Genomic DNA, 19,250 nt, shown 5'->3' with positions numbered 1-19,250 from the left:
CGCCGTCGGCGCGGACGGCCGCGCGTGGGTGGCCACCGCCGAGGGCGTCGCCGTCGTCGACACCCGTACCCGCGTACGCCTGGCCCGCGTCCCGTACCGCACCGCCACCGGTCCGGTCACCGACGGCGAGTACCGGGGCGGCGGCATGGGCATCGCGCTGTCGCCGGCGCCCGCGCGTACGTCGGCGTCAACGTCCCCGGAACCAAGGGCGTGCTGGAGGTCATGGACACGGCGACCCGCGAAGTCACCGCCGTCGTACCGGTGGGCAGGCGGCCCTTCGACGTGGACGTGTCGCGCGACGGCGCCGAGGTCTACGTCACCGGGCACGACTCCTTCGACGTCACCGTGGTGGCGGCCGGACCGCTGAGCACCCGCCGCATCGAGGTGGCCCCGTACGGCACCGGGGGCGGCCTCGGCTCCTGGCTGAAGCCGCACTACGCGGCCGTGCGCCCGTCCGACGGGAAGCTGCTGCTGCCCTTCGAGGGCGAACGGCTCGCGGTGGTCGACCCGCGCACCGGAGGCACCACCGTCGAGCCGATGACCGCCGACACCCACCAGCACGGGGCCGCGCTCACCGCCGACGGCCGGCTCCTGGTGGTCGGCACGGGAGCCGTCCGGCCGGGCGACGGGAGAGGGCCGTCGCTGACGGTCCGCTCCCCGGACGGCACCGAGCGGGTCCACCCGCTGGAGGGCCCGCACGAGGACGTCGCCGTCTCCCGGGACGGCCGGACCGCGTACGTCACCGGGGGCCACACCCGGGACGGCCACTGGAACGGCATCACGGTCGTCGACCTCGACACGGGCACCACCCGCCGTCTGCCCGCGGGCACCCGCCCCCTGGGCATCGCCGTGCTCTGACCCCGCCAGGCCGGCAGGGTCCCCGTCCCGCCGACGGAGAGTGACCCCGGTTGTCCGCAGCGTCGTAGGACACGGGAAAGGGATCAAGGGCGTCCTATCCGGACCTTAAGGGACGGATAACAGTGGGCCCGCAGCCCCTCGGAGGCCCGTTCGGCCGGCGAACGACCCTTAGTGTCACGGGTGTTGACCAAGGCACTTCCGATGCCGCCGCCGCGCCGGCGGATCGGCTCTACCCAGAGGTTTCTGATGTCCCGAAAGCGCATTGCCCTGGCCTGTGCGGCCGTGGTCGTCGGGGTCGGCTCCGTCGTCGTCCCCGTGGCCGCCAACGCGGGAGAGGAGGAGAACGGCCTCGGTGCCGCCTGCCGCGTCGCGGACGGGGCCACCGTGTGGTGGGCGACCGGCGAGGTCACCCTGGCCAACAAGGGGGACCGGCCCGTACGGGACTGGACCGCCGAGTTCGACGTGTCGCAGGGGCAGGTCACCCTCGACAACCCCTGGGCCTACGAAATCCGCCAGACCGGCAAGCACGTCACCGTCAGGCCGGTCGCCGACCGCGCCGACGTGGCCGCCCGGGGCGACCGGGCCGTCAAGGTCGGGATCAACCCCGCCGGCAAGGGCGTCCCCCGGATCACCGGATGCAAGGTGAACGGCGGCGCGGGCAACGGCAGCGACACCGGCACCAACACGGCCGTCCCGGCCGACGGCGGATCCTTCGTCAAGGACCACACCGCCGTCCACCTGATGTGGAAGCCTCCCGCCGGTGGGGCCGAGGTCGTGCGCTACGAGGTGTTCCAGGACGGCAAGCAGGTCAAGAGCGTCAAGGACACGATGACGGACGTCGAGCGGCTGGCCCCCGCCACCCGGTACGCGTTCAAGGTCCGCGCGGTCCGCGCCGACGGCCGCACCACCGGCTTCAGCAAGGACATCGTGCTCACCACGCTCGCCGCGCCCGGCCAGGACAAGGCGAAGCCCGTCATCCCGGCCGACCTGGAGGCGACCGCCTCCGGCCCGTACCAGGCCGCCCTGCGCTGGCGCGCGGCGACCGACGACGTCGCCGTCACCGGCTACCGGATCTACCGCAACGGCACGAAGGTCCAGGAAGCGGACGCCAAGGCCACCACGGCCACCGTCTCCGGCCTGACCGCGAGCACCGCCCACCGCTTCAAGGTCACCGCCGTCGACGCCTCCGGCAAGGAGTCCGACCCGACCCGCGAGGCACAGGTGACGACCCCCGCGGCCCCCGACGGCAACGGCGGCGCCGCCGCCCCGGGCGACTTCGCCGTCACCACCGCCACCAAGCAGGACGGCGCGGTCACCCAGCACTACCTGAACCTCACCTGGTCCGTCCCGCAGGGCGTCGGCCAGATCACCACCTACCAGGTCCACCTGAACGGCAGGGCCGCCCAGACCTTCATGTGGGGCACCGGCGACCCGGTGCTGCCCGTGCCGACGACGAGGGGCTCGCGCGAGGTGCTCGTCGGCGCCCACCCCGGCTCGACGTACACCGTGAAGATCCGGGCGCGGCTCGGCGACGGCACGTGGGGCACGTTCTCCCGCGAGTTGACCGTGAAGACGGCCGGCTGACCGCGAAGACGGCCGACCGTCCCTGCAGACGGCCGGCCGACCGACAAGACGGCCGGCTGACCGCCGCCCGTCGCCCCCGCGCACGACCGACCCCACGACCCGGAGCGTCCCCTCATGACCACCACCCGCCCCGCCCCCGCGACCACCTCCGAGCCGGCCCGGCGCCCGGCCCGCCGCACCGCCTTCCTGCGCGTCACCGCGCTGGTGGCCCTGCCCCTCGCCGTGACCACCCTCGGCTCCCCGCCCGCCTCCGCGCACGGTTCCACCGCCGACCCGGTGAGCCGCAGCGTGGCCTGCACCAAGAACCCGAAGGCCAGCGAGGCCTGCCGCCTGGCCCTCGCCCAGAGCCCCGGCATCCCCGGCGACTGGAAGTCGGTCGTCCAGGGCCGCGCCATCGACCACAGCACCCCGACCTCCTCCCCGCAGCACCGCGCCCGGATCCCCGACGGCAAGCTGTGCAGCGCGGGCAACGCACAGTTCTCGGGCCTGGACCTGGCCCGCGACGACTTCCCCTCGACGACCCTGCCCGGCGGCGCCGAGTACGACATCCGCTACGACATCAGCGCGCTGCACAACCCGTACCGCATGGAGATGTACGTCACCAAGGACGGCTACGACCCGAAGAAGCCGCTCAAGTGGACCGACCTGGAGGACACCCCCTTCCTCAGCGCCGACAACACCGCGGCCACGGCGGCGCCCTCGGGCTTCCTCGGCGCGAAGGCGTTCGCCTTCAAGACGGTGCTCCCCGAGAAGAAGGGCAAGCACCTGATCTACACGATCTGGCACGGGCTGAAGCGGCCCGACGGCTCCTTCCAGAGCGAGGAGGCCTTCTACTCCTGCTCGGACGTCACCTTCAAGTAGACGGGCGCCGGCAGACCCCGCCGGACCCTCAGGCGGGGCCGCCGGGCGCCACGGCCCCGCCGCCCGCACGGACCGCGGCCACCGCCGCGGCGTGCAGGGCGGCCGGGGCCCCCCGGTGGGGACGGGGGCTGCCCGTGAGGGTGTACCACTCGTCGGCGTCCTCGTACTGGACGTCGAAGCGGACCAGCCCGCCGCCGGTCACGGTGGTGCGCACGGTCAGCGGGCCGGTGATGACGCCGACCTCGTCGGTCATCGCGCCGCCCGGCCCGGCGAGCACCTCGTCCTGCCACCGCTCCGCCCCGCTCATGAGGCGCAGGTGTCCAGCATCCTGGTCAGCATCTTCTTCTCCGGTTCGGTGACGGTCAGCTCGTACGTCGCTTTTACGGTGGTCCAGGCCCGTCCGTACTGGCACCAGCTCGAACGGTCCGGCGGCTGCCACAGGTCGGGGCTCTGGTCGCCCTTGGACCGGTTGGAGGCCGCGGTGACCGCCAGCAGCTGCGGACGGGTCAGGTCGTTGGCGAAGGCCTTGCGGCGGGCGGCGTCCCAGCCGGACGCCCCGGAGCGCCAGCCCTCGGCGAGGGGCACGACGTGGTCGATGTCCAGCTTGCCCGCGTCGGTGACGGTCACGCCGTCGTACAGGCTCTTCCACGTTCCGGACACCGCCCGGCACTCGCCGTCCCGCTTCACCCCGGTGCCGTCGCGCTCCAGGACGGTCTCGCGGGTGTCGCACTTGTCGCCCTGCTCCGCCCAGTGCGTGAACCTGGCCCGGCTGTAGCCGGCCATCGTGCCCGCCGGAGCCACCTTGAGCGCGGCCAGCTGGGTACGCGCCACGGCGGTGGTGACCATGCCCGGCAGCACGTCCCCGCCGACCGGCCCACCACCCCCGGGGCCCCCGGCCGGCGGCGCGGCCCGGGAGTCCGACGGCTTCGGGTCCCCGCCGCCCGGCGCGTCCGTACCGGCGGGGCCCGAGCACCCGGCCCCGCCCGCCAGCAACAGGGCGGCCAGCAGCGCACCCGGTACACGTATCTGACGTCCCATAACCCCACCCCGAGCCCGAACCGCTCCGCCACTGTCCGGGGGAGCCTACCCAGAACCGGACATTCAACTTATGGAGCCCCCTCCGGCGGGCGTTGTCAGTGGCTCTCGCTAGTCTCCCGACATACCGCAGCTCAGGGGGGTTTGGTCCCCCCTGTCAGGGCTGCGCGCAACAGGTACGGGACAGGCGGAGGGGCACAGTCTGATGGCATGGCTGGCGGCGGGCGAGGGGTACGAGATCGCCCTGGTGGAAGGACGGGTGGCGGCGAGGTCCGTCACCGGCCGGGCGGCGGGACGGCAGTTGAAGACCCTGCCGAAGGCGCTGAAGGACCATCCCGAGGTGGACCGGCTGCGCCGGCTCGCCGAATGGCTCGACCGGCACGCGGCGGCCTGCGTCGCCCAGGTCGACGGCTGGATGGTGTCCTCGCTGCCCGTCCCGACCGAACTGCTGGCCCGGGTCTGGCCCGACGAGGCCTGGCAGAACGCCCTGCGCGACCTCGCCGTCGTCGGCGACGACCCCGACGAGGTCGGCTTCCTGCGGGACGCCACCGCCGACGGCGAGCTGAAGGTGGTCAACCTCGACGGTGAGACCGTACGGCTCTCCCCGCGCACCGTGACCCTGCCCCACCCGGTGCTGCTGCCCGACCTGGACGACGTACGGGAGTTCGCGGCCGAGCTGGGCATCGTGCAGCAGGTCGAGCAGATCCACCGCGCCACCTGGCGCAAGCCCGACGAGGTCTCCGCCACCGCCCACGAGGTCCGTGACTACGCGGGCGGCGTCTTCCCCACCCGCTTCGGCCTCGCCGCCCGCGCGACCGCCCTCGGCTACCGGGTCTCCGGCGGCTACGCCACCTGCAAGGTCCGCGACGCCGGAGCCGGCACCGGCACCGAGGCGGCGGTGTGGATCGGCGAGCCCTACTACGACGACGAGACCACCACCGGCGCACTGAGCTGGCACGACGAGAACGGCCGGGCGGTGACGCTGGCCAAGGTCGGACCGGTGGCCTGGTCCGAGGGAATGCGAATGGCCGCGGCACTGTACGCCGGGCGCAAGATCGAGGAGGGCGGGGACGCATGAGCAGGAACCTGAGGAACACCGGGACGAGCGAGACCGCGCTGCTGCTGCAGGCCGGCGCCGTCCTCCCCAACGGCACCACCGGCGCCGGAGCCGACGCCGTCGACCTGACCGCCCGCACCTACCGCCACCCCGGGCTCGACGACGACCGCGTCGTCGTCCGGCTCGCCGCCGCCGAACTCGGCGCGGCCGAGGACCTCGCCGCCGGCTTCCTGGGCCTCGTGCGCGACGAGGGCGAACCGCCCGTCGTCGGCCTGAGCCGGCGCCAGGCACTCGGCTTCCCCGAATGGGTCCTCGTGCACCACCCCGAGGACGGCCACCACGCCCTCGCCGTCGTCCCCGAACTCGACCGGATCGCCCGCCAGGCCAAGACCAAGCCCAAGGCCGCGCTCGACGCCTGCCTCGAACTGGCCGACCGCCTCGCCGCCTCCGTGCCGCACTTCCTGCCCCTCTTCCACGAGCAGGCCGCGCGCCTCTTCCTCGCCGTCGAGAACACCACCTACGCCGCCCAGCTGTTCGGCCGCGCCCGCACCGCCGAGGCCCAGCACGGCCTGCCCGTCGACGAGGACCGCCTCGACTCCGTCTTCCTCGAATTCGCGCTGGCCGGTGCCCTGCCGGTGAAGGTCCTCGCCGGATACGGCAAGGCCCTGGCCCTCCGCGTCAGCCCCGCCGAAGCCTACGAGCGCTTCCGCCGCCTGTGCGTACGCCGTACCGCCGGCGGGCTGCCGCCCTCCGCGCAGGCCGCCGTGGAACTGCGCCGCCTCGCCCGCACCGCAGGCCTCACCGGCACCGAACCCGAGCAGGAGTACCTCGCCGAACTGCTGCCCCTGCCCGCCACCCTGCGCGCCGCGCTCGGCTGGTGGAAGGCCCACCGCGGCGCCCTCGTGGCGCTCGCCCGCCGCGTCCCCGCCGTACGCGGCACGCTCCTCGGACTGACCCCGCCCGGCGGCGACACCGACCTCACCGACCTGTGGCTGGACGTCCTGGAGGAGTCCGGCGCCACCGCCGGACTGGCCGACGGGAACCTTCCCGAGGAGGAGCGCTGCGCCGACGGCACCGCCGGCTGGCTCGAACGCTTCCACTCCGCCCGCCACTCCGGCTGGGGCCGCCGCCCCACCAACCCCGTCCTCCTCGACATCGTCGAGCGCTGCGCCGCCCAGCTGCGCACCGAACTCGACCGGCCCGGGAAGGAGGCCGGCCTGAAGGTCGGCGTCCAGGACGCCGACCTCCTCGACCTGCTGCTCACCCTCGAAGTCCCCGTCGTCACACCCGTGGACCACGAGACGCACCACCGGCACGACACGCTGAACCTGTCCGACTGGGCCGACCGCGAAGAGCGCCGTGACCTGGCCGCGGTCGCCGCGGACACCCGCTTCCAGCCCGCCTTCCGCCGCGCGCTGAGCGCGATCGGCAGCGGCGGAGCCGAGATCGTGCGCCGTGTCGCCGCCTCGCCCGGCGCCCGCCCGCTGCTGACCGAGTGGATGGTCGAGGTCGCCCGCGCCTCCGTCGCCGCCGGCCTGCCCGGAGTCCCCGCCGCCATCGAGCGGCTGACCTGGCTGCCCGTCGAGGCACTGGCCCTCGCCCCCGAGGAGGTCGCCGCCGCGGCCGCCGCCGACCTCGGGGAAACCCTCGCCCGCACCCTGCGCGGCGGCCTCTTCGAGGAACTGGCGTGGCCCTCCTGGGAGACCGCCGTCGCCGAACTGACCCCCGGCAAGGACCGGGGCGGCCTGACCATCGTCGAGGCCTGGCCGTACCTCGTCGTCGCCAACGCGTCCCAGGTCCGCGTCATCGACGCCGACTCCACCGTCCTCACCCACGACCTGCGCGTGCCCGCAGGCTCCCACCGCCGGATGGGTTTCCACTACGTCGACGGCGAACTGCTCGTCTTCTGGGCCGACTGGAGCGCCAACCGCGTCGAGGGCTACTGGCACACCGCGCCCGGCACGGTCTTCACCCTCGACACCGACCGCAACTACTGGTCCCTGCGCAGCGACCACCTCTCCCTGCAGCTGCCGGGCGGCGGGCGCACCACGGGCGGCGGTGTCCTGCACCGCGGCGACACCCGGCTGCCCGAGGAGCGGCCGGTCCTGTCCGACGGCACCTCGTACTGGGCGTGGCGGCAGCGCGACCACGACAACGACAGCGGCTGGCTCGAATACGACCCGGCGAGCGGCGCCTACGGACGTTCCTCGGTGCCCGCGTTCTTCACCGACACCATGAGGGCCTACAGCGGCAGGGCGTCCTCGGGCCACTCCAGCCGGCTGCTGCCCACCCCCACCGTGGAAGGCTCCGTGCTCGGCGCACCCGTCGACGGCCTGCTCGGCTGGCACGCCGTACGCCTCACCGGCGACGGCTGGGCCGGCGTCGACAACGGCGGACGCACCGTCACCGTCCCCGAGGGCGGCGACAAGCCCGTCGCGGCCCTCACCTTCCCGGGCGACGACCGCCCGCGCGCCCTCTCGCACAGCTGGCGCCAGCTGTCCGTCACCGACCCCGACGGCGTCGTCACCGCCGAGACCCGCAGCGACCGGCACGACACCCCCTTCAGCACCGGCAGCGTCGACCTTCCGCCGCTCTCCCACTGGTACGCACTGCGCCCGCGCGACCCGCGCGGCTCGATGGCGCTGCGCACGGCCGACCGCGAGACCGTCGGGGCCCTCCTGAAGGCGGCGGCCGCCGCACCCAAGGTGACCGAGCTGCCCGACGTGGTGAGCGCGGCACTGCCGCACGTCACCGACCCCCTGCTGATCGGCGGCATCGTCGAGGTCCTGAGGTTCGCCCTCACCCAGCAGAAGGCACTGGACGCCATCTCGGCCCGGCTCGACGCGGACGCCGCTCCCGTCGACGAACGCGAACAGGGCCCCTCCGACCAGCTGCTCGGCGAAGCCCTCCACGGGCTGCTCGACTCGGCCCACTACCGCTACGGCGGCGAGGACGACGGCTCCTTCCACCTGCTGCGCCTCCTCGGTGACGCCCGCAGCGCCACGGACGCCACCGCCGTGCCCGGACAGCTCCACTACGACACCCCCGCCGTGTCGCACTACACCTTCACCTGGGCACCGCTGCTGGACCAGCCCGCGGCCGCCGCCTACCGGGCGGCCGCCGCGACGACCACCGGGGAACACCGGGCGGCCCTCCTCACCGTGCTCGGCGAGGCCGACGCCCTCGGCATCGCCTCGGTGCGGGGCTCGGCCGACCGCTGGCGCCGGGTCGTGGTCCACCTCGACCACGCCCACCTCACCGGCCCCGACGGCCTCGACCGCAACCGCTACCACCGCAGCGTGCTGCCGCTGGGCGGGGGAGCCGTCCTCGCCGTCACCGCGTCGGGCGACTCCGTGCCCGACGGCCAGGAGTTCGCCGCCCTCCTCCACGACCCGACCGGCGGCTTCACCGTCCCCGGCCCCTACACCCTGCGCCGCGAGGCACCCCTCGGCGACCCCGACCGGGACCCCGGCTGGCTGACGGCCTTCCTGCGCGCGGCCGCCGAGCACGGTCCGGTGCCCTTCCGCCCGGAGGGCGCGGAGGAGTTCTCCCGGCTCACCGGGGTCTCCGGCGCACTCGCCCGCCTGGTGGTCGCGGGGCTCCCGCACATCGACGGCTACGACCGCAACTTCCTTCCCGCGGAGGTCCGTACCGCCCTCGGCGTCAAGGCGACCGACGCCGCCCACGCCAGGGACGAGCTCAGGGGCCTCACCGCGGAGTTCCGGCGCGCCCTGGTCGCGGCCCTGCTGCCCGCCGAACCGGCCCGCCTGTGGAGCGACGGACCGGACGTGGCCGCCGCCGCGGAGCTGTGGAACCGGCGCGTGGGCCGGCGCACCCCCGTACCGGACTGGCTGGCCACGGAGGCCGCGCGCGCCGTCCGCGGCGGATGGTCCGCGCACCGCGTGCTCGCCGCGGTGCTCGACCCGGCCACCTCGCCCGAACTCTCCGTCGACGTACCGTGGATCGTCAAGGGCGACCACGTCGAGCCCGCCGTGGCCGTCGCCGACCCGTTCACCGCGCAGGTCCTCACCACCACCCTCGCCATGAGCAGCTGGCTGGCCCACCGGCTGCCGGCCGGCGATCCGGTGCGGGCGGCCCTGCCGCCCGCGCTGACCGCCGTGCGGCAGCGGCTCGCCGCGCCCGAACTGCTCCTGGAGATCGCCCACTACACCAGCCTTCCGGACTTCAGGAAGGTCGCCGGCACACCGACCGAGACCGGCGAGGGCTACGAGCGCTACGGCGCGGTCGTCATGGCCACAGCCGACGACCAGCCCAAGCCCGCTGTGCGCCCGGCACTGCTCGACTCCACCGGCTCCGACCCCTACCTGCCGGCGCTGCGCGGCGACGACCAGCAGCCCCTCGCGGCGGAGAACGCCCTGCGGGCCGCCCACGACCCGCGCTTCGCCGCACTGCTCGCCGACCCGGGCGCGCCCGCGGCCGGCACGGTCGACGCGGACGGCACGTGGTGGCCGCAGGACCCGAGCCGATCGGTTCCCGAGCTGGTGGAGGAGGTCAGCGCCGAGTACGGGCTGGGCGCCGACGCGGCCGCCCTGTACCTGGCCCTGCTCGCCATGCCCGACCCCACCGACCGCAACACCGCCCGGTGGACGGGCTGGAAGCCGGCCCGGCTCAAGGCCGCCCGCGCCGAACTGGCCGCCACCGACCTGGTGGTGTCGGCCGACCGCAGCCGGGCCGGACGCACCCTGTTCCTGCCCGGCGGGTGGGCCGACATGGCTTCCCCGGCCCTGCCGGTCGAGCAGTGGAAGCTGCCGATGTACGGCCTCGCCGGCGGCGGCCGGCCGCTGCTGGGCGTCCTGGCACCGGCCGAACCGGCCGCGGACCTCTACCGCCGCGCCTGGCAGCGCATCCGGGAGGGCGACGTCCCGCGCTTCCAGGAACTGCAGGTGAAGCGCACCCGCGCCCGCCGCCGCTGAGCCGTCCGGCACCCCGACGCGGGGCCGGCGCGGCCCACCTGACACGGTGGGCCGCGCCGGCCCCGCCCACCACCCCTTCACACCCGTGCCCCAGAGGAACCATCCGATGACAGTCACCGCATCAACCGCCCCCGCCGCCCGGCAGGTCATGCCCGCCGAGGAGCGCTACGCCGACGAGCTCGCCTTCCTCGCCGCCCACGACACCGGCCCCCGGCCGCCCGGCTGGGCGCTGACCCCGCGCGCCGTCGTCACCTTCGTCTGCGGCAGCGACGGTACCGAGCTGGTCCTGCCCAAGCGCCGCGCCGGCCTCCCGGCCAAGCTCGCCGTCGCCCCCAAGTTCGTCGGCGAACGCGCCCTGGTCGAGCGGTGCGTCGTCACCCTCGCGGGGGAGCGCGGACTGCTCCTCACCGGCGAGCCCGGCACCGCCAAGTCGATGCTGTCCGAACTGCTGGCCACCGCCGTCTGCGGCACGAGCTCCCTCACCGTGCAGGGCACCGCGGGGACGACCGAGGACGCCTTCCGCTACGGCTGGAACTACGCCCTCCTCCTCGCGCAGGGCCCCACCCCGCAGGCGCTCGTGGACTCCCCGGTGCTCTCGGCCATGCGCACCGGGCGCGTGGTCCGCGTGGAGGAGATCACCCGCTGCCTGCCCGAGGTGCAGGACGCGCTCGTCTCGATCCTGTCGGACCGGCGGGTCAGCGTGCCCGAACTGACCGCCACCGAGGACGCGGTGGTCTCCGCGGCTCCCGGCTTCACCGTCATCGCCACCGCCAACCTGCGCGACCGCGGCGTCTCCGAGATGTCCGCCGCCCTCAAGCGGCGCTTCAACTTCGAGACGGTCGCCCCGATCGCCGACGCGGACGCGGAGGCCACGCTGATCCGCCGCCAGGCCGTCGCCGCCGTCCAGCGGGCCGGCGCCGCCTTCGGCGTCGACGACGCCGTGCTCGACGCGCTCGTCACCGTCTTCCGCGACCTGCGCTCGGGGCGTTCCGCCGAGGGCTGGGACGTGGAACGCCCGGGGACGGTCATGTCCACCGCCGAGGCGGTGCAGGTGGCCGCGTCGCTGGGAGTCGCCGCGGCCTACCTGCCGGACGGGGACGTGCTGGACCTCCTCCCGGGTCACCTGCTGGGCGTCGTGCGCAAGGACGACCCCGCCGACCACGCACGGCTGCTCGGGTACTGGGACGGCCCGGTCCGGCGCCGCGCCGAGGACGGCTCGGCGATGTGGCGCCGCCTCTGGGACCTGCGCGGGAGCCTGCGTTGACGCACACCGACCCGCGAGCCGCGCTCGACGCGCTCGCCGCGGCCCGCGAGCCCTACCTGATCGGGGTACGGCACCACAGCCCCGCGCTGGCCGCGGTGGTGCCGGACCTGCTGGACGCCTCCGGCGCGGACGTCGTCTGCGTCGAGCTTCCCGGTGGACTTCCAGCCGTGGCTGGAGCACCTGTCCGACCCGGAGACCGTCGCCCCGGTCGCCCTGGCCGGCACCGGCGAGGACGGCCGCCTGGCGTTCTACCCGTTCGCGGACTTCTCCCCGGAGCTGGCGGCCATCCGCTGGGCCCGCCGGTCGGGCGCGACGGTCCTGTGCTGCGACCTCCCCCTCACGGCCCCCGCCTGGACCCCCCGCCCATCCGCCCCGCACCCGCACCCGTCCCCGTCCACGGACGCACCCGACGCAGGCGATGCACCCGACGCACCCGACGCGCCCGACGCCTCTGCCGCCGGGCCGGGGGCGGAGACGAAGGCGGCGGGTGAACCACGGCACGGGGGCGGCTTCGCCGGTGCCCTCACCGCCGCCGGCACGGGCCGCGACGGCGACGACATGTGGGACCGGGCCGTCGAGGTCCTCGCACCGGGCTGCTCCCCGGAGGCCGTACGCCGCGCCGCGCTCGGCGTCGGCTGGGCGCTGCGCGAGGACGGACCCGTGCCCGACCGGGACCTCGCCCGTGAGGCCCACATGCGGGCCGTCATCGCCGACGCCGCCGCCGACGGCCGGCGCGTGGCCGCCGTCATCGGCTCCTTCCACGCCCCGGCGCTCGTCACACCGCCGACGCACCGGGCGCCCGCGCAGGGCGGCGCCGACGGCAAGGCCCGCCTCGCGGCCCCGCCCGAGGGGCATGCCGGTGGGGAGCCCGGGTCCGCCGAGGGAGCGGGCAGCGTGCCCGGCCCGGACCAGGTGGCAGGTCCCGCCGTGCCGAAGGGCGCCGGAACGGCGGCCGCGGCCGTACCCGGCCGGGGCACCGGGGCGGGCGCGGGCAGGGCCGCCTCCGGGTCGGCCATGCCAACGGAGGCCGCGGGCGGTCCCGTTCCGGCCGCCGCGCCGGGCCGGGCGCCCCGGCAACGGCGCCGCTTCCGGCCCGGACCCGGCAGCGGACCCCGCGGCCGGTCCCGTTCCGGCCGCCGCGCCGGGTCCGGGCACCCGCCCGGACCGGGCCGCCGGACGGGGACCGGCGGGCGCCCGGCCCGGCAACGGCGCCGCTTCCGGCCCGGACCCGGCAGCGGACCCCGCAGCCGGTCCCGTTCCGGCCGCCGCGCCGGGTCCGGGCACCCGCCCGGACCGGGCCGCCGGACGGGGACCGGCGGGGGCGGACGGCACGGCCGTCACCTCCTTCGTGCCGTACTCCTTCGATCTGCTCGACTCCCGCTCCGGGTACCCCGCCGGTATCCGCGACCCGCGCTGGCAGCAAGCCGTCCTCGAGGCCGGTGGCGACCCCGGCCGCCTCCGGGAGGCGGCGTCCGTCGCCGTCACCGGACTCTGCCGTGAGCTGCGCCGGACCGGCCACACCGCCGGTACCGGTGAAGCCGCCGAGACGCTGCGGCTCGCCTGCGACCTCGCCGTCCTGCGCGGGCTCCCCGCGCCCGGCCGCGGAGAGCTGCTGGAGGCGGTGGCCACCGTGCTCGGCCAGGGTGAACCCCTCGGCCGGGGCCGGGCCCTGGCCCGGGCCCTCGAAGCGGTGCTCGTCGGCACCACCCGCGGGCGGATCACCCCGCACGCCCCCCGCTCCGGCCTCGGCCCCTCCGTCGAAGCCGAACTCGCCGAACTGCGTCTGCCGTGCCCCGAGGACCCCGCCCCGCGCGAGATCCGCCTCGACCCGCTCCGCTCCGCCCTCGACGGACGGCGCGAGGTTCTCCTGCAGCGCCTCCTCGTCTGCGGCGCCTCCTACGGGGAGCCCCTCACCGTCGCCGCCACCGGCGACGGCACCGCCCTCGGCACCAAGTGGCGGCTGTCCTGGACGCCTTCCGTCCCGGCCCGGCTCGACCTCACCGGCGTCCGGGGCGTCACCGCCGCCCAGGCCGCCGCCGGCACGCTCGCCGAAACCGCCCGCCGGGCCGCCGCCGACGGCGGCCCGACCCCGGCGCAGATCCTCGCCGGGCTCGCCGCCGCCGCACGGTGCGACCTGCCCGAACTGGTCGACGTACGCCTGCGGGAGGCGGCCACCGCCCTGCCGCGGACGGCGACCCTGCCCGAACTGCTCGACGCCCTCGACCTCCTGGAGGCACTGCACCGCGGCCACCTGCCCGGCACCTCCGCCGCGTCCCGCGCCGCCTGCGCCGCGCTGACCGACGACCTCCTCGAAGCCGCCGTACGCTCCCTGCCCGGCCTGGCCGGCAGCGACGACCCGGCCGACGCCGGCGCCCTCGTGGCCCTCGCCGACCGGGCCGCCGCCCAGCACCTGGGTCTGCGCACCGACGACGCGCTCGCCGCCCTGGCCGCCACCGCTTCCCCGCTGATGCAGGGCGCGGCCCTGGCCGTACGGGTCCTCCTCGACCTCGACCCGGCCGACGCACTCGGCGACCGCGCCGCCGGATGGATCGACAGCGCCGGCACCGCCGACAGCCGACGCGCACTGACCCGCAGGCTCGCCGGACTCCTCACCGCCGCCGGGCCGTTGCTGCAGTCCTCCCCGGCCGCCCTCACCCCGCTCCTCGACCGCGTCGACACCCTCCCCGACCAGGACTTCCTCGACCGCCTCCCCGCCCTGCGCGGCGGCTTCGACGCCCTCGCGCCGACCGCCCGCGACCGGCTGCTGGACACCGTCACCGAGCGCCTCGGCGACCGCGTCGACCTCGCGCTGGACGCCCCGCCCGCGCTCCTGGCGCTCTGGGCCGCCGCCGACGCCGCCGGCCTCGCCGCGCTCAAGGCGCTCCCGCTGCCCCCGCGGCAGGAACCGGCCCCGGACCCGGCCGACCCGGGGCCGACCCCGCACCTCCGCGACGAGCCGCCCGCCCCCACCGCCCGCCCGGAGGCGCACCGGCTCGCCCCCGCCGACCGCTGGCGCCTGCTCCTCGGCCGCGAACGCGACCGGCTCCCCGCCGGAGCCCGCCGCTACGCCCACGCCCTGGACGAGCTGTACGGCTCCGGGCACGGCGAAGGCGCCGCAGACCTCGGCACGGGCCAGGGACCGGGCCGCAGCGGCGGCCAGGAGGCATCCTTCCCCACCGCACGCGAATGGTCGCAGGAACTCGAAGCGCTGTTCGGCGCCGACGTACGGGAGGAAGTGCTGGCCGGTGCCGCCGAAGCGGGCCGCACCGACGTCCTCGCCCAGCTCGACCCGGAGGCCGTACGGCCCTCCGTGGAACTGCTGAGCTCCGTCCTTTCCCTCGCCGGAGGACTCCCGGAGGCCCAACTCGCCCGGCTGCGCCCGCTGGTGAAGCGACTCGTCGACGAACTCGCCAAGGAGCTCGCCACCCGCGTGCGCCCGGCCCTGTCCGGCCTCACCACACCGCGCCCCACCCGCCGGCCGGGCGGCGCGCTCGACCTGGCCCGCACCCTGCGCGCCAACCTCGCGCACGCCCGCCGCAGGCCCGACGGCACGGTGGTCGTCGTACCGGAACGGCCCGTGTTCAGCACCCGCGCGAGCCGCGAGGCCGACTGGCGGCTGGTCCTCGTCGTCGACGTGTCCGGCTCCATGGAGGCCTCCGTCATCTGGTCGGCCCTGACCGCGGCGGTACTGGGCGGCGTGCCCACCCTCTCCACCCACTTCCTCGCCTTCTCCACGCAGGTCGTGGACCTCACCGACCGGGTCGACGACCCGCTCTCGCTGCTGCTGGAGGTCCGCGTCGGCGGCGGGACGCACATCGCCGCCGGCCTGGCGCACGCCCGCTCCCTGATCACCGTTCCCAGCCGCACCCTCGTCGTCGTGGTCAGCGACTTCGAGGAAGGCGGCCCGATCGGCGGACTGCTCGGCGAGGTCCGCGCCCTGGCCGCCTCCGGCGCCCACCTGCTGGGCTGCGCCGCGCTCGACGACACCGGCACGCCCCGGTACTCGGTCCCGGTCGCGCGGCAACTCGTCGCAGCCGGCATGCCCGTGGCCGCCCTCAGTCCTCTCGCCCTCGCCCGCTGGGTGGGCGACCGCCTCCGTGGAGAGTCCCGTTGAGCACCGAACTGCCGCCCGTCGCACCCGAGGTGCTCGCCGAAGCGGTCGAGAGCCTCACCGCGCGGCTGCGCAAGAAGCTGGACGCCGCCACCGCGGGCTGCGCGGACGCCGCCACCCGCGAGGACGACGGAAGCATCACCTTCCGGTTCGGTGAGGACGCCCTCGTCACCCTGCGTCCGGGTCCGACCGGGACGGTCGCCGAAGCGGGACAGGCCACTTGTACCTGCCTGCTGGCGCCGCGGTGCCTGCACCGGGCCGCCGCCCTGGGCGCCGCCCCGCTCGCGGACGCGGCGCCGCCGGAGCCGGCGCCCGAGTCGGGCGGGGCCGCCACCGCCGGAACGGAGCGGGAACCAGGGGCCGTACCCGCGGGGGCCGGCGCCGGAGCGGACGCCGATGCCGGATCGGGTCAGTCCGGTCCGTCCACCGCGTCCGGTGGGTCCGCCGCTTCCGGTGGGTCCGCCGCGTCCGGTGGATCCGCAGAGCGCACCGAGCCCGTCCCGGTCCTCACCGCGGCCCAGATCGGGGCCGCGGCCGCGCTCTGGCACGCCGCCGCCGAGGCCCTGGCGGCCGGCGTCACCGCCGGGGGAGCCGTCGTCCAGGCCGAGCTGCTGCGCGCCGCGCACACCGCCCGCCTCGCCGGTCTGCCCCGCGCGGAAGCGGCCGCCCTGCGTGTCGTACGGGGTCTGCGCGCGGCCCGCGAGCGCCGCACCGCACACCGCCTGGGCGACCTCACCGGATCCTTCCGTGAACTCCTGCACACCGCCGGGGTGCTGGCGTCCGGTACGGCCGACCCCGCACTGACCGGCACCTCCCGGCGCGCCTACACGCCGGGCGGCAGCCTCCAGGTGCGGGGCCTGTGCCGGGAACCGGTGCTCTCGGCCACCGGCTACGGCGGAGTCGTCACCCACCTGCTCGCCCCGGACGGCTCCCGCTACACCATCTCCGACGTCCGCCCGGGCGGCCCGGCCCGAGCCCGCGGGGCCGGGCGGGCCCCCGTCGCCCTCGGCGGCGCCACCCTCGACCACGCCGGCCTCGCCCGGGGCGGCCTGCGCATCGTCGGCGCCACGGTCTCCGCGGAGGGCCGCCTCGGGGCCGGACGCGGGGTCAAGGCCACCCCGCTGCCCGGTGCCGCGTGGAGCGACGGGCCCGCGGCCCCGCTGTTCGCCCGCCCCGCGGCCGAGGCCGTCGCCGCGCTGCTGGCGGCCCCCGCCGAGACCGCCGACGCGGACACCGCCCTGATCGGCTGCGACGTCACGGTCGTCGGGGCGGTCGGCGACCAGCTCCTCGTCCGCGAAGCCGGCCCGCACGCACCCCTGTTGAGGCTGCTGCCGGCGCACCCGCACCCTGAGCTGCCGCACACCGAGAACCTGCGGCGCATCGCCTCGTACCCCGGACTCCGGCTGCGCGTCCTGGGCCGCCCCGACCTCGACCGCGCCGCCACCCTGCGGCCCGTGGCCGTGGGCCTGGTGCCCGGCGAGTCGTACACGCTGCGGCTGCCCGAGGAATGGCTGGGCCGGGCCGATCTCGGCTACGACCGCCTCCAGGGCGAGCACTTCCCGCCACCGGCCGCCGCCGGAGCCGCCGCCGCGGCCGCCCCCGCACCGGACGCCGACGCCCCGGACCCGCTCGCGGACGCGCCGCTGTGGCGGGTACGCCGCCTCCTGGAGACCGGCGTCGCCGGGGGCCGCCGCGCCGTCGCCGAAGCGGCCCGCGGCACGGCGCCCCTGACCGCGTACGGTCCGCTGCGCCGGGCCGGACTCACCGCCGCGGCGGACCTGGCCACCGCCCTCGCGGCCGAGGCCGACCGGCGTCCGCGTGACGCCTTCGGCCGGCTCGCCGACCCCTCGCCCGACGGCTACGCCTGGGCCTGGCTGGCCGCGGCCACCCACCTGGCGGCGGCGGAACGCTCCCTCGTCGCCGCGTCGTGGACGGCTACACCGAGCGGAGCCACGCCCGCAGGACCGTGACGTCCGCGGCGGTCAGGCCGACGCCCGGATCGACGCGGTGCAACAGGGCCGGGCCGGGGTGGTGGCGGGCCACCCAGGCCCGGTCGGCGCCGGTGATCTCGTCGTCGACCCACACGAACGCCCGCCCGTCCGCGTGGTCGACGAGGGCGGGGGTCTTCCAGTGGACACCCCCGCGCCCGTCCTCGTCCGAGGGCTCCGGCCAGGCCACCACGGGCAGCTCCGGCAGCCCGAGCCGGGGCGCGACGCACTCGTTGGCCTCCGCCATCCACGTCGTGGCCCAGCACAGTTCGCAGGGCAGTCCCGCCAACAGCGGCCCGAGCGCCGCGTCGACCCGGGCGAGCAGGGGATGGGGGCCACCGTCCGCAGGCGGGTACGGGCCCGCCCCGAAGGGGATGAGCGGTCCGTCGACATCGAGGTAGAGAAGGGGAAGGGGCGCCATGCGGTTCATGACCCGCACGGTAGCCCCGCCCGCTGCGCCACCGTGCGGCTGCGGCGGTACCCACGCCATGCGGAGGTCAGGGCGGGCACTTCTGGGCCAGCCCTGACGGCGAGGTGCAGACCGCCGTTGTCGGTAGTGAATTCGACCTGGTCATGGGCTTGTTCACCCTCTCAGGCCACGGACCGCACCCCGGAATGGACCATCTGATCAGCGAAAACCCGCACGGGCCGGCAAATCGACTCGGTCCACCAGTTGGCCGTGACGGCAGCCGCTCCGGCCTCGTCGTCGCACAGACCCTGATCGAGTCGGGCCAAGGACCGGCGCCCGCCATCGCTCCCATGAGGTCCGCCTCGCCCCCCTGGCAAGGGACCCCTGCTGACCGTGGCGATGCCTGGCGGAACCGAATGGGCGAGGGCTACAAAAACCGCTGCTGACGGCCATCACAGCACGGCGTAGGCTGCTCGGACCGTCGCAGCCGGATCAACGGGGGCTTCATGGAACACAGCTCTGAGCGAGAGAGAAGCGAAGGCTCGGCTCCCTATCGGTACGCCCACAACATGCAGGAGGAACGCCGCGTTCTGCGCGAAGCGCTGCGTTCGGATCTCCCCGCTGCCCATATGGGCTTGGGCGTGACCGTCATCGCCCTCGTTGTCGTGGCCGGCTTCTCCGGTTCTCGATGGACCCTGACCGTCGCTGGTGCTTTCATCGCCTGGTTCGGCCTTGCGCTGACATTGATCCACATCGGCGGCGGCCGCGGCTGGGCCGCCGTCCGGCGGGCCTACATCGCAACGTTCGGCTGGGGCAACTGGATCTGAGTGTCTCTCTGCTTCGTGTGCCTCTGGCATGAACCCGCCGTGTCCGGCATCTCCGGCGTGGGGCGCCAGCAGGCCCAAGATCGTCACCAGCTCACCGAGGTCGTCGTCCGGCCAGAGGTTTGCACGGCCGCACCAGCCCCAGCAGGGCTCACCACTCAGCCTCGCCCTCAAGGCCGATCACCGCCGCCCGCGACAACCGGCTGGACGTGCTCGCCGCGGTGTCGGTGGCCACCTCGTCCTCGGCTGAGCCGCCCGCGGGCCGCCGTGGTTCGGGCAGCTCCGACGGGATGCCGAGCCGCAGGCGGGCCGGGTCGGCACCGGA

11 protein-coding genes and 1 pseudogene are annotated in these 19,250 nt (G+C 75.9%); 9 read left to right on the top strand and 3 right to left on the bottom strand.

All coding sequences use genetic code 11. The features are described 5' to 3' along the window. Nucleotides 1–222 precede the first annotated feature (222 nt). The 3 genes from AC2RP6_RS04135 to AC2RP6_RS04125 all read left to right on the top strand — a co-directional run bounded on the left by AC2RP6_RS04135 (nt 223) and on the right by AC2RP6_RS04125 (nt 3,303). On the top strand, nt 223–858 hold the full coding sequence (locus AC2RP6_RS04135) for a YncE family protein (protein ID WP_486444877.1): 636 nt from the start codon (nt 223–225) through the stop codon (nt 856–858). Nucleotides 859–1,104: 246 nt separating this feature from the next. Then, complete coding sequence (locus tag AC2RP6_RS04130; RefSeq protein WP_486444876.1) at nt 1,105–2,442, top strand: fibronectin type III domain-containing protein; 1,338 nt, start codon at nt 1,105–1,107, stop codon at nt 2,440–2,442. 114 nt (nt 2,443–2,556) lie between these two features. Continuing rightward, nucleotides 2,557–3,303 carry a lytic polysaccharide monooxygenase auxiliary activity family 9 protein gene (locus AC2RP6_RS04125; protein WP_486444875.1) on the top strand — a complete coding sequence of 249 codons (747 nt, stop codon included), beginning with the start codon at nt 2,557–2,559 and terminating at the stop codon, nt 3,301–3,303. Nucleotides 3,304–3,331: 28 nt separating this feature from the next. On the opposite strand, the gene AC2RP6_RS04120 is transcribed toward AC2RP6_RS04125, so the two are convergent. Together AC2RP6_RS04120 and AC2RP6_RS04115 are read right to left on the bottom strand one after the other, a co-directional pair. Then, nucleotides 3,332–3,610 (bottom strand): hypothetical protein, encoded by a 279-nt coding sequence (locus AC2RP6_RS04120; RefSeq protein ID WP_486444874.1) that lies wholly within the window; start codon nt 3,608–3,610, stop codon nt 3,332–3,334. Further along, nucleotides 3,607–4,341, bottom strand: a complete 735-nt coding sequence (locus AC2RP6_RS04115) for an HNH endonuclease family protein (protein WP_486444873.1) — start codon at nt 4,339–4,341, stop codon at nt 3,607–3,609. The genes AC2RP6_RS04120 and AC2RP6_RS04115 overlap by 4 nt, the downstream gene beginning before the upstream one ends. Before the next feature lie 202 nt (nt 4,342–4,543). Here AC2RP6_RS04115 and AC2RP6_RS04110 point away from each other — a divergent pair, with 202 nt between their 5' ends. From AC2RP6_RS04110 to AC2RP6_RS04090, 5 genes and pseudogenes are all read left to right on the top strand, one after another. Next, complete coding sequence (locus tag AC2RP6_RS04110; protein WP_486444872.1) at nt 4,544–5,416, top strand: DUF4132 domain-containing protein; 873 nt, start codon at nt 4,544–4,546, stop codon at nt 5,414–5,416. Then, nucleotides 5,413–10,329, top strand: coding sequence for a DNA-binding protein (locus tag AC2RP6_RS04105; RefSeq protein ID WP_486444871.1), 4,917 nt, complete (start codon nt 5,413–5,415; stop codon nt 10,327–10,329). Before AC2RP6_RS04110 ends, AC2RP6_RS04105 begins: the two co-directional genes overlap by 4 nt. 106 nt (nt 10,330–10,435) lie before the next feature. Next, nucleotides 10,436–11,593, top strand: a complete 1,158-nt coding sequence (locus AC2RP6_RS04100; RefSeq protein WP_486444870.1) for an ATP-binding protein — start codon at nt 10,436–10,438, stop codon at nt 11,591–11,593. A gap of 136 nt (nt 11,594–11,729) precedes the next feature. Continuing rightward, nucleotides 11,730–15,707, top strand: a pseudogene (locus AC2RP6_RS04095) (DUF5682 family protein); the annotation flags it as partial. Beyond that, entirely contained in the window at nt 15,704–17,674 is a 1,971-nt protein-coding gene (locus tag AC2RP6_RS04090) for a hypothetical protein (RefSeq protein WP_486444869.1), read from the top strand. The pseudogene AC2RP6_RS04095 and the gene AC2RP6_RS04090, both read left to right, overlap by 4 nt. Here the strand turns inward: AC2RP6_RS04090 and AC2RP6_RS04085 are convergent. Further along, the gene (locus AC2RP6_RS04085; protein ID WP_486444868.1) at nt 17,640–18,122 is read right to left on the bottom strand and encodes an HAD domain-containing protein; all 483 of its coding nucleotides are present in this window, start codon (nt 18,120–18,122) and stop codon (nt 17,640–17,642) included. The genes AC2RP6_RS04090 and AC2RP6_RS04085 overlap by 35 nt on opposite strands. Before the next feature lie 548 nt (nt 18,123–18,670). Between AC2RP6_RS04085 and AC2RP6_RS04080 the strand changes: the two genes are divergently transcribed. Then, nucleotides 18,671–18,928, top strand: coding sequence for a hypothetical protein (locus AC2RP6_RS04080; RefSeq protein ID WP_486444867.1), 258 nt, complete (start codon nt 18,671–18,673; stop codon nt 18,926–18,928). The last annotated feature ends 322 nt before the right edge of the window (nt 18,929–19,250 follow it).

The organism is Streptomyces sp. WAC03905, from assembly GCF_057371075.1.
This window is presented reverse-complemented; position numbering and strand designations above follow the sequence as displayed.